This is a genomic window from Palleronia sp. (assembly GCF_042089775.1).
Classification (GTDB): domain Bacteria; phylum Pseudomonadota; class Alphaproteobacteria; order Rhodobacterales; family Rhodobacteraceae; genus Palleronia.
The window spans coordinates 28,595-37,936 of record NZ_JBELKF010000033.1 but is presented as its reverse complement, the minus strand read 5'-3'; the positions used below and the strand labels follow the sequence as shown (position 1 = coordinate 37,936).

Sequence of the window (9,342 nt, the reverse complement as noted above, 5' to 3'; positions counted from 1 at the left end):
GTCACCTCGTCGAGGCTCACCTCCGCCAGCGGAACCGTCCCGTTCGCCGTCTGCGCCCGGCCGAGATAGGCAAGGCTGTCCGGATTGATTCCGACGCGTCGCGCATCCTGCTGGCTGAGCACGATGTCCGAGGCGCCCGTGTCCACCACGAAAGAAATCGGCTCGCCATTGATGCCAAGGGTGACGTTGTAGTGGCCGTCAAAGCCGCGGGGCACTTCGAGGCTGCCGGTCGAGGTATAGCTCTGCCGCGGTGCGACCTGATCACGGATGGATGGCCAGAGGCCCGCGGCAGCGATCACGCCAAGAAAGATCAGCCCCCACAGCGCAAGCTGACGCAGCGTGGTGCCAAGGCCTTGCCGGTTTGCGGCGATGAAATAGCCGAAGATCGCCGTGCCGAGGAGCACGAGATAGATGAGGGATGCGGTATCATTGCCTGCCATATCAGACATATGGGGGACGGAACGCGGCTTGAGAAGTCAGGGGCCGAGGCCCGCGTTGGAAAGCCCGTCCAGCACGAATTGCACCGACAGCGCCGCAAGCAGCATCCCCAGAAGGCGCGTCACGACGAGGATGCCCGTCTCCCCCAGCCCCCGCTCGATGGTGCCGGCGGCGAGGAACAGCGCGTAGCAGATCACGTAGATGATCCCGATCACCATGATGAGGCCCGAAAGCGTCAGCCATCCGCCGCCGCCCTGGTCGGTCAGCAGGATTAGCGACGCGATGGAGCCGGGCCCGGCCAGCAGGGGGATCGCGAGCGGAAAGACCGACGGGTCGTCGGAATGGTCCTCTTCCGCCGACTCGGCCTGCGATTGGCGGCGTTGCGTGCGGCGGCCGAAGAGCATTTCGAGCGCGGTAAGGAACAGCAGAAGGCCACCGGCGATCCGGAAGGCCGGCATGGAGATCCCGATGAAGCCCAGCACCGCCTCGCCGAACAGCCCGAACGCGACAAGGATCAGGAAGCCGACCAAGCAGGCGCGCAGGGCGATCGCGCGCCGCCGCGCCTGCGTCATGCCGCCCGTCAGTGCGACGAAGATCGGGGTGGTCCCCACGGGGTCGATTACCACGAAGAGGGTGACGAACGCGGTGACCAGAAACTCGAAGGTCATGCCGTCTCGGCCGCGTCCAGTTTCTCAAGGGCGGCCATCCACAGCGCCTCGGCCCGCTCCATCGCGGTTCTGACCTCGGCGTATTTCTTGTTCCAGGTCTCGAGTTCGCCCACGCGCGTATCCTCGTAGAGCGCCGGATCGGCCAGCTTCTTGGCCAGCTTGTCGCTCATCTCGGACAGCTTCTCGACCCGCGCTTCGGCCTTGCGCACCTCGGATCGCAATGCCAGCACCTGATCGCGCGAGGGTTTCTGCGCCTTCGGCTGGGCCTTGGGCTTTTCGGCCTTGGGCTGGTCGTCGCCCGACAGCAGCATCTTGCGATAGGCGTCGAGGTCGTCCTCGTACGGGGCGACGCGGCCACCCTTCACCAGCCACAGGCGGTCGGCCACCAGCGACAGAAGGTGCATGTCGTGGCTGACGAGGATCACGGCCCCGGAATAGGCGGTCAGCGCCTCGACCAGCGCCTCGCGGCTTTCGATGTCGAGGTGGTTCGTCGGCTCGTCGAGGATCAGAAGATGCGGCGCGTCGAGCGTCGCGATCAGCAGCGACAGGCGCGCCTTCTGCCCGCCCGAAAGCCCGGCCACCGCCATATCGGCCTGATCGGCGGTCAGGCCGAAGCCAGCCAATCGCGCACGCGCACGCGCTGGCGCTTCGCCCGGTCGCATCCGGCGCAGGTGGTCGAGGGGCGTCTCTTCGATCCGCAACTCGTCGACCTGGTGCTGCGCGAAATAGCCGACGCGCAGCTTGTTCGAGGTCGTCATCCGCCCGCCCATGGCATCGAGCCGCCCGGCCAGCAGCTTGGACAGGGTCGACTTGCCCTCGCCGTTGCGCCCCAGAAGCGCGATGCGGTCGTCCTGGTCGATCCGCAGGTCCAGCTTGGACAGCACGACCGTATCGCCATAGCCGACGCTGACGGATTCGGTGTTGATGATCGGGGGCGAAAGTTCCTCGGGTTCGGGGAAGCTGAAGGCGCGCAGGGCGGCCTCTTGCGGGGTCTGGATCGTCTCCATCCGCTCGATCATCTTCAGCCGCGATTGCGCCTGCTTGGCCTTGCTGGCCTTGGCGCGGAAACGGTCCACGAAGCTCTGCAGGTGAGCGCGGCGCGTCTCCTGCTTGCTGATCTCGGCCTCTTTCGCGGCGAGGCGCGCGGCGCGGGTCCGGGCGAAGGTGTCGTAGCCGCCGGAATAAAGCGTGAGCTTGCGATCCTCGAGATGCAGGATCGACGTGACCGAGCGGTTCAGCAAGCCCCGGTCGTGCGAGATCACGATAACGGTGTGCGGGTAGCGCGACAGATAGGCTTCGAGCCACAGCGCGCCTTCGAGGTCGAGGTAGTTCGTCGGTTCGTCCAGCAGCAGCACGTCGGGCTGGGCGAACAGCACCCCGGCCAGCGCCACGCGCATCCGCCACCCGCCCGAGAAGGCCGAGCAGGGCATGGCGATCTCGGCCTGTGTGAAGCCGAGGCCGCGGAGGATCTGGGTCGCGCGCGCCTCGGCCGACCAGGCGTCGATATCGGCGAGGCGGGTCTGGATCTCGGCGATGCGCGTGGGGTCGGCCGCGGTCTCGGCCTCGGCCATCAGGCCCGACCTCTCGGGGTCGGCCGCCAGCACGGTATTGAGCAGCGAGACGTCGGACGAGGGCACCTCTTGCCGCACGCCGCCGATGCGGGCGTGTTTCGGCAGGCCGATGCTGCCGCCTTCGAGCGCAAGCTCGCCCCGGATCAGGCGAAAGAGCGTGGTCTTGCCGGTGCCGTTCCGGCCGACAACGCCGACCTTGTGGCCCTCGGGGATGTCGGCAGAGGCGCCCTCGAACAGGGGGCGGCCGGCGATGGCATAAGAGATGTCGCGAATACGTAGCATGCGCGCGAGGTAGCACCGGCCAGCGACGGGGAAAAGCCGTGTCGCACGTTCGCGCGCGCATGGCTGGTCCGGGTTCGGGCAACTGGCCGCTTTTCAGGGCAGGGGACGCGTGCTAGCAGGGCGCCCGAGAATGCAGTTCGCATGGGGCGGGCTGCCAAGACATGAGGCACCCATGGCCACCGAACGCACTCTTTCGATCATCAAGCCCGACGCGACCCGCCGCAATCTAACCGGCAAGATCAACGCCAAGTTCGAGGATGCGGGCCTGCGCATCGTCGCGCAGAAGCGCATTCAGCTGACCAAGGCACAGGCCGGCGAGTTCTACAAGGTCCACGCCGAGCGTCCCTTCTACGACGAACTGTGCGAGTTCATGGCGTCCGAGCCCGTCGTCGTTCAGGTCCTCGAAGGGGAAGGCGCGATCGCCAGGAACCGCGAAGTGATGGGCGCGACGAACCCCGCCGACGCCGAGGCCGGCACCATTCGCGCCGAGTTCGCCGAGTCGGTCGGCGAAAACTCGGTTCACGGCTCGGACGCGCCCGAGACTGCCAAGGACGAAATCTCGTTCTTCTTCTCGGGCCTTGAAATCGTCGGCTGATCGGTTTCAGTCTGAAGAATGGGCGCGCCTGGCAGTGGCCGGGCGCGCCTTTTTCGTTCTACCACCTCAGAGGCGGTGATTCCGGCGGGCGCTCCCCGGGGGAACGGTCTGACCACCGACCGGCCTCGCCTCGGCAGCGATGCGCGCCTCGACATGCTCGCGCAGGATTTCCACGTTCCGACGGTTGGACTTGAAGGCCATATCGAAAAGATCCCCGGCAAGCGGAATGGTGCCCACGAGCGAGTCGAGCCCCACGTTCACCGCCTGCCGCGCCAGCTTGTTCGGCGGCAGGCCGAGGCGGTGGCTTTCGTAAACGATGTAGGCCGCCGGGGCCAGAGTGAGCACATCGCCGATCCCCGGAACGAGTCCGAGCAGACCGTCCCACCCGACACGCTTTCCGATGATCGGGATCCGAAATGCCGTGTCCATACGGCGCGAGATGCGGTCGAGCCGCTCGAGGCGGGATAGGTCGGGATGCAATGTCATGCGCTGGAAACGGAGCGGCGAAGTCCCAGGTTCCGGCGCATGCCCATCTGGCACTCAAATGGCGGCCCAGTCGCTGAAACGCTGGGGCTTTCCCGCGGGCTTCGGCGCAGGGGCGGCGGGCTTGGGTGATTTGTCCTTCATGGCGTGATCTTTCGCTGCTGCTGATGCCGTGGCCGTCTTGACGGACTTTGCGGCGGGACTGCGGCCGAGCTGCGCCGCGGGGCTGGCTGTCGGGGCCAATTTTCGCTGCAATCTAAGCCCTCGGATTGACTACAATTTCCGACTGATATGCCCGGACTTTTCTGGCTGCTCTCAAGGAAACCGCGGAACCTGCAGGTGAGACAACTGTTGCCGGATCAGCGCAGCCGCGGCGGTTGCGTGTCGAACAATTAAGTAGGATTAGACACGATGTTCCACCATTCCTCGAAGCTTCAGTACACAGTTCGCGTGGACAAGCCCGATCCGGTTTTCGCGAAGTATCTCCAGCAGGCGATCGGCGGCATCGAAGGCGAGATCCGCGTGGCGATGCAGTACTTCTTCCAGGCCATGGGTGCGCGGGGCGATTCCAAGTATCGCGACCTGCTGATGATGACCGCCACCGAAGAGCTGAGCCACATCGAGTTCCTCGGCCATGCCGTGGCGCTGAACCTTGAAGGCGCGCCGGTTTCTGCCCAGGAAGAGGCGGCCACGGACCCGGTCGTGCACGCGATCATGGGCGGCGCCAATCCGCGCCACATCCTGTCGTCGGGCCTGTCGGCGATGCCGGTCAACGCCAACGGCGTGCCCTTCGACATGAGCCACGTCTACGCCACGGGCAACCTGGGCGCGGACATGATGGCCAACGCCACCGCCGAGGCCGGCGGCCGCGTGCTGGCCAGCCGTCTCTACAACATGACCGAGGATGCGGGCATGAAGGACATGCTGTCCTTCCTGATCGCGCGCGACACGATGCACCAGCAGCAGTGGATGGCGGTGATCGAAGAGCTCGGCGGGCTGAGCAAGCAGCTGCCGATCCCGAACTCGACCCCGGAAGATCACGAGAACACCAAGCACAGCTACTACTTCCTGAACACCTCGCTGGACGAGCCGACCCCCGAGGGCCGCTGGAGCTCGGGCCCGTCGCTCGACGGCAAGGCCGAGTTCACGGTCAAGAAGCAGCCCGAGCCCGAAGGTCAGAAGCCGGACCTCGGCAAGGCCAAGAAGGGCAGCGGCGCCCAGAAAGAACAGCTCTGATCGCGCAAGGGGGCCGGTTCGCCGGCCCCGCTTCGTTTCTTAGCCGCGCGCCAGTGCGGCTACGCCCGTGCGAGCCATTTCGGTCAAGCCGAGCGGACGCATGAGGTCCGCGAACGCGTCGATTTTTTGGGGTGAGCCGGTGATCTCGAAGGTGAAGTTCTTCAGCGTCGAGTCGACCACGTTTGCGCGGAAGATGTCGGCAAGCCGCAGCGCCTCGACCCGCTTGTCACCCTCACCCGAGACCTTGAAAAGTGCCAGCTCACGCTCGACGCTCGCGCCCTCGACGGTCAGGTCGTGGACCTCGTGGACAGGCACGATCCGGCCGAGCTGCGCCTTGATCTGCTCGATCACGGCCGGCGTCCCTGTCGTCACGATGGTGATGCGCGACGTGTGGCCGGTGTGGTCGATTTCGGCCACGGTAAGGCTTTCGATGTTGTAGCCGCGCCCTGAGAACAGGCCGATGACGCGCGCCAGCACGCCGGCCTCGTTGTCCACGATCACCGCCAGCGTGTGCCGTTCGATCAGTTCCGCATGGGGATCGCGCAGGTCGTAGGCCGAGAGCCGGGACGATCCCTGTTCGATATTCAGCCTGCTCATCGAATTGCCCTTCCTCGATGGATTGCGTTGCGTGTGGCCTGCGGCCCCGAAGGCGGCAGGGCTGAGTGACGATGGGCAGGGGTGCCTGGCCCCCGCGCCCGAAGGCTCAGACCAGAACGGCGCCGGTTCCGGTAATCTGCCCCTGAGTCTTGGCGTTCGGCAGCAGCATCTTGTTGTGCGGCTCGCCTGACGGGATCATGGGAAAGCAGTTCTCGTGCTTTTCGACGAGACAGTCGAAGATCACCGGGCCGTCGTGGTTTATCATCTCCATGATCGCGTCGTCGAGGTCGGCCGGATCGCTGCACTTGATGCCCTTGGCGCCGAACGCCTCGGCGAGCTTCACGAAATCGGGCAGCGCCTCGGACCAGCTTTGCGAATAGCGCTCACCGTGCAGAAGCTCCTGCCATTGACGCACCATGCCGAGCCGTTCGTTGTTCAGGATGAACTGCTTCACCGGCATGCGGAACTGCACCATCGTGCCCATTTCCTGCATGTTCATCAGCCACGAGGCCTCGCCCGCCACGTTGATGACGAGGCTGTCGGGATGCGCCATCTGCACGCCCATCGAGGCCGGCTGGCCGTACCCCATCGTGCCGAGGCCGCCCGAGGTCATCCACCGGTTCGGCTCGTCGAAGCGCAGGTACTGCGCCGCCCACATCTGGTGCTGGCCAACTTCGGTCGTGATGTAGCGGTCCATGCCGCGCGTCAGCTCTTCGAGCCGCTTCAGCGCGTGCTGCGGCTTGATGACCTTGTCCGAGTTTTCGAAGCCGAGGCAATCGACCGCGCGCCATTCGTCGATCTGGCGCCACCATTCGGCCAGCGCCTCCTTGTCGGTGTTGCCGCCCTGGCTCTTCCAGATGCGCAGCAGATCCTCGAGCACGTTGGCGACGTCGCCGATGATCGGGATGTCCACGTGGATGACCTTGTTGATCGACGAGGGGTCAATATCGATATGGGCCTTCACGCTGTTGGGGCTGAAATCCTGCGTGCGCCCGGTGATGCGATCGTCGAAGCGGGCGCCGATGTTGATCATCAGGTCGCAGCCATGCATCGCGAGATTGGCCTCGTAGAGGCCGTGCATTCCCAGCATTCCCAGCCAGTTGGGGCCGCTGGCCGGATACGCGCCGAGGCCCATCAGCGTCGAGGTGATGGGAAAGCCGGTCTCCTCGACCATCTGGCGCAGCAGCTGGCTGGCCGCCGGGCCCGAGTTGATGACGCCGCCGCCCGAGTAGATGACCGGGCGCTTGGCGCTGGCCATCAGCTGTGCCAGCTGCTCCAGGCGCTCCGGGTCTGCCTTGATCCGCGGCTGGTAGCGGCTGGTGTTGACCTTGTCCTTCTCGACATAGGTGCCGGCGGCGAACTGAACGTCCTTGGGGATGTCCACCAGGACCGGGCCCGGGCGCCCGCTGCGGGCGACATGGAACGCCTCGTGCAGGATGGGGGCCAGCCGGTCGGTGTCCTTCACCAGCCAGTTGTGCTTGGTGCAGGGGCGGGTGATGCCGACGGTGTCGGCCTCCTGGAAGGCGTCGTTGCCGATCATGAAGGTCGGCACCTGGCCCGAGATGACCAGGATCGGGATCGAATCCATCAGCGCGTCGGTCAGGCCGGTGACAGCGTTCGTGGCGCCCGGGCCGCTGGTGACGATGGCGACGCCGACCTTCCCGGTCGAGCGCGCGTAACCTTCGGCGGCATGCACGGCCGCCTGCTCGTGCCGGACCAGGATGTGCTGGATCTCGTTCTGGAGGAACAGCTCGTCATAGATCGGAAGCACGGCGCCGCCCGGGTATCCGAACACCACGTCCACGCCCTGGTCCTTCAGGGCCTGCACTACCATCTGGGCGCCGGTGATGGGCTTGGTCATCGTGTCTCTCCGTCTATGCGTCGTGCCCAAAGAAAAGCCCCCGAGGGTGAGGTCGGGGGCGCGTCAGAAGTCCTCTCCGGGGTGGTTTCACCCCGCGCGCCTGTCTCGCCTTACTACTACAAGAAGGATCGCCATGCTCGGTCTCCAAGGTCGTGAGCTGAGCGATAGTCCCCGCGTCGCGGCCGGTCAACCGCGATTCGACATCTTTCGTATCGCGAATGCTTGAACGGGCGCAGCATTGTTGCTCGCGCCGGCGTTCATCTGAGCATTTCCGCAAAGGGTGAAGCTCCGGCGGAGCTGAATCGTTGCGGGTCAAGCTTGCGCAGGGGCGCCTGAGTAACCATCGTCCGCAGCTAGAGGCGCTTGGTCCGAGATCAGATTGAAGAGCTGCGCTTATCACCGGAGCGCATTGAAGAACGCGCCAGCTAGGGGCTTTTCCCCGCCGGCCCGGTATCTTACACATCCTTGCCATACCATGCCCCGTGGTCAACGCGGGGCTTGTTCTTTCACGGGGAGGGAGACGACATGAAACGCAGGGACTTCTTGACGACCGCCGCCACCGGCGCCGCCGCCGCGGGACTCGCCGCGCCGGTCTACGCGCAGGGCAATCGGACGTTGACGATGGTGACGAGCTGGGGCCGTGGCCTCGCGGGCGTCCATGACAGCGCACAGTACCTGGCCGATGCTATCACGACCATGTCGGACGGAACGCTGACGGTCGATCTGCGGGCGGCCGGCGAACTGGTCGGCGCGTTCGAGAATTTTGACGCGGTGACCGCCGGGCAGGCGGACATGTACCATTCGTCGGACTACTACTTCACGGGACAGCACCCCGCGTTCGCATTCTTCTCGACCGTGCCGTTCGGCATGACCGCGCAGGAATTGAACAACTGGTACTACCACGGGGACGGGCAGCAGCTGCACCAGGATCTGGGCGAGATCTTCGGTCTGAAGCCGTTCCTCGTGGGCAACACCGGGCCGCAGTCGGGCGGCTGGTTCAACCGGGAGATTACCGGCGTCGAGGACTTCCAGGGCCTGCGCTTCCGCATGCCGGGGCAGGGGGCCGAAGTGCTGGGCAAGCTCGGGGCCAGCGTGCAGAACCTGCCGGGCTCCGAGGTCTACCAGGCGCTGTCCTCGGGCGCGATCGACGGGACCGAGTGGATCGGTCCCTGGGCCGACGAGGCCGCGGGCTTCCACGAGATCACCAAGTATTACTACACCGCCGGCTTCCACGAGCCGGGGCCGGGCCTGACGCTTGGCGTGAACCTGTCGGTCTTCGAGGAACTGTCGCCCGCGCACCAGGCTATCATCGAGCAAGCCGCGGTCGCCGCCAACCTCTGGACGCTGACGCTGTTCATGAAGAACAACGCCGCGGCACTGAAGCGGCTGAGCCAGCAGGGCGTGCAGATCATGGAATTCCCCGAGGACGTCTGGGAAGCGTTCGGCTCCGCCAGCAAGGAGGTGCTGCAGCAGCACACGAGCGATCCGCTCTATGCGAGCATCCTCGCGAGCTACCAGGAATCCATGCGCGAGAATTCGGCCTGGATCGGCCAGACCGAGCGGGTCTATGCCCGCCAGCGTGACCGGATCCTGGGCCTGTAAAGACAGGGA

The 9,342-nt window shown here is 65.5% G+C and carries 9 protein-coding genes; 3 read left to right on the top strand and 6 right to left on the bottom strand.

Features of this window, described 5'->3' with window-relative positions; genetic code table 11:
• The 3 genes from ACFDS3_RS10150 to ACFDS3_RS10140 form a co-directional block, all read right to left on the bottom strand.
• On the bottom strand, positions 1 to 440 hold a 440-nt coding region (locus ACFDS3_RS10150; RefSeq protein ID WP_375262239.1), incomplete at its 3' end, for a TIGR02281 family clan AA aspartic protease.
• 36 nt (positions 441 to 476) lie between these two features.
• Entirely contained in the window at positions 477 to 1,106 is a 630-nt protein-coding gene (locus ACFDS3_RS10145; protein ID WP_375262238.1) for a MarC family protein, read from the bottom strand.
• On the bottom strand, positions 1,103 to 2,959 hold the full coding sequence (locus ACFDS3_RS10140; RefSeq protein ID WP_375262237.1) for an ABC-F family ATP-binding cassette domain-containing protein: 1,857 nt from the start codon (positions 2,957 to 2,959) through the stop codon (positions 1,103 to 1,105). The genes ACFDS3_RS10145 and ACFDS3_RS10140 overlap by 4 nt, the downstream gene beginning before the upstream one ends.
• 172 nt (positions 2,960 to 3,131) lie before the next feature.
• Between ACFDS3_RS10140 and ndk the strand changes: the two genes are divergently transcribed.
• On the top strand, positions 3,132 to 3,554 hold the full coding sequence (gene ndk, locus ACFDS3_RS10135; RefSeq protein ID WP_375262236.1) for a nucleoside-diphosphate kinase: 423 nt from the start codon (positions 3,132 to 3,134) through the stop codon (positions 3,552 to 3,554).
• 66 nt (positions 3,555 to 3,620) lie between these two features.
• Here the strand turns inward: ndk and ACFDS3_RS10130 are convergent, their stop codons facing one another.
• A complete protein-coding gene (locus tag ACFDS3_RS10130) occupies positions 3,621 to 4,040 on the bottom strand; it encodes a DUF4112 domain-containing protein (RefSeq protein WP_375262235.1) in 420 nt (139 codons plus the stop codon).
• Positions 4,041 to 4,448: 408 nt separating this feature from the next.
• Here ACFDS3_RS10130 and ACFDS3_RS10125 point away from each other — a divergent pair, with 408 nt between their 5' ends.
• Positions 4,449 to 5,273 (top strand): manganese catalase family protein, encoded by an 825-nt coding sequence (locus ACFDS3_RS10125; protein WP_375262234.1) that lies wholly within the window; start codon positions 4,449 to 4,451, stop codon positions 5,271 to 5,273.
• Between the two features lie 39 nt (positions 5,274 to 5,312).
• Here the strand turns inward: ACFDS3_RS10125 and ilvN are convergent, their stop codons facing one another.
• A complete protein-coding gene (gene ilvN / locus ACFDS3_RS10120) occupies positions 5,313 to 5,870 on the bottom strand; it encodes an acetolactate synthase small subunit (protein WP_375262233.1) in 558 nt (185 codons plus the stop codon).
• A 106-nt stretch (positions 5,871 to 5,976) separates the two neighbouring features.
• On the bottom strand, positions 5,977 to 7,731 hold the full coding sequence (locus tag ACFDS3_RS10115; RefSeq protein WP_375262232.1) for an acetolactate synthase 3 large subunit: 1,755 nt from the start codon (positions 7,729 to 7,731) through the stop codon (positions 5,977 to 5,979).
• Between the two features lie 525 nt (positions 7,732 to 8,256).
• Between ACFDS3_RS10115 and ACFDS3_RS10110 the strand changes: the two genes are divergently transcribed.
• On the top strand, positions 8,257 to 9,333 hold the full coding sequence (locus ACFDS3_RS10110; protein ID WP_375262231.1) for a TRAP transporter substrate-binding protein: 1,077 nt from the start codon (positions 8,257 to 8,259) through the stop codon (positions 9,331 to 9,333).
• The last annotated feature ends 9 nt before the right edge of the window (positions 9,334 to 9,342 follow it).

Bases quoted from the DNA above. Each gene is read 5' to 3' on its own strand.
- ACFDS3_RS10145 (WP_375262238.1), bottom strand. From the start codon at position 1,106: ATGACCTTCGAGTTTCTGGTCACCGCGTTCGTCACCCTCTTCGTGGTA.
- ACFDS3_RS10140 (WP_375262237.1), bottom strand. From the start codon at position 2,959: ATGCTACGTATTCGCGACATCTCTTATGCCATCGCCGGCCGCCCCCTG.
- ndk (WP_375262236.1), top strand. From the start codon at position 3,132: ATGGCCACCGAACGCACTCTTTCGATCATCAAGCCCGACGCGACCCGC.
- ACFDS3_RS10130 (WP_375262235.1), bottom strand. From the start codon at position 4,040: ATGACATTGCATCCCGACCTATCCCGCCTCGAGCGGCTCGACCGCATC.
- ACFDS3_RS10125 (WP_375262234.1), top strand. From the start codon at position 4,449: ATGTTCCACCATTCCTCGAAGCTTCAGTACACAGTTCGCGTGGACAAG.
- ilvN (WP_375262233.1), bottom strand. From the start codon at position 5,870: ATGAGCAGGCTGAATATCGAACAGGGATCGTCCCGGCTCTCGGCCTAC.
- ACFDS3_RS10115 (WP_375262232.1), bottom strand. From the start codon at position 7,731: ATGACCAAGCCCATCACCGGCGCCCAGATGGTAGTGCAGGCCCTGAAG.
- ACFDS3_RS10110 (WP_375262231.1), top strand. From the start codon at position 8,257: ATGAAACGCAGGGACTTCTTGACGACCGCCGCCACCGGCGCCGCCGCC.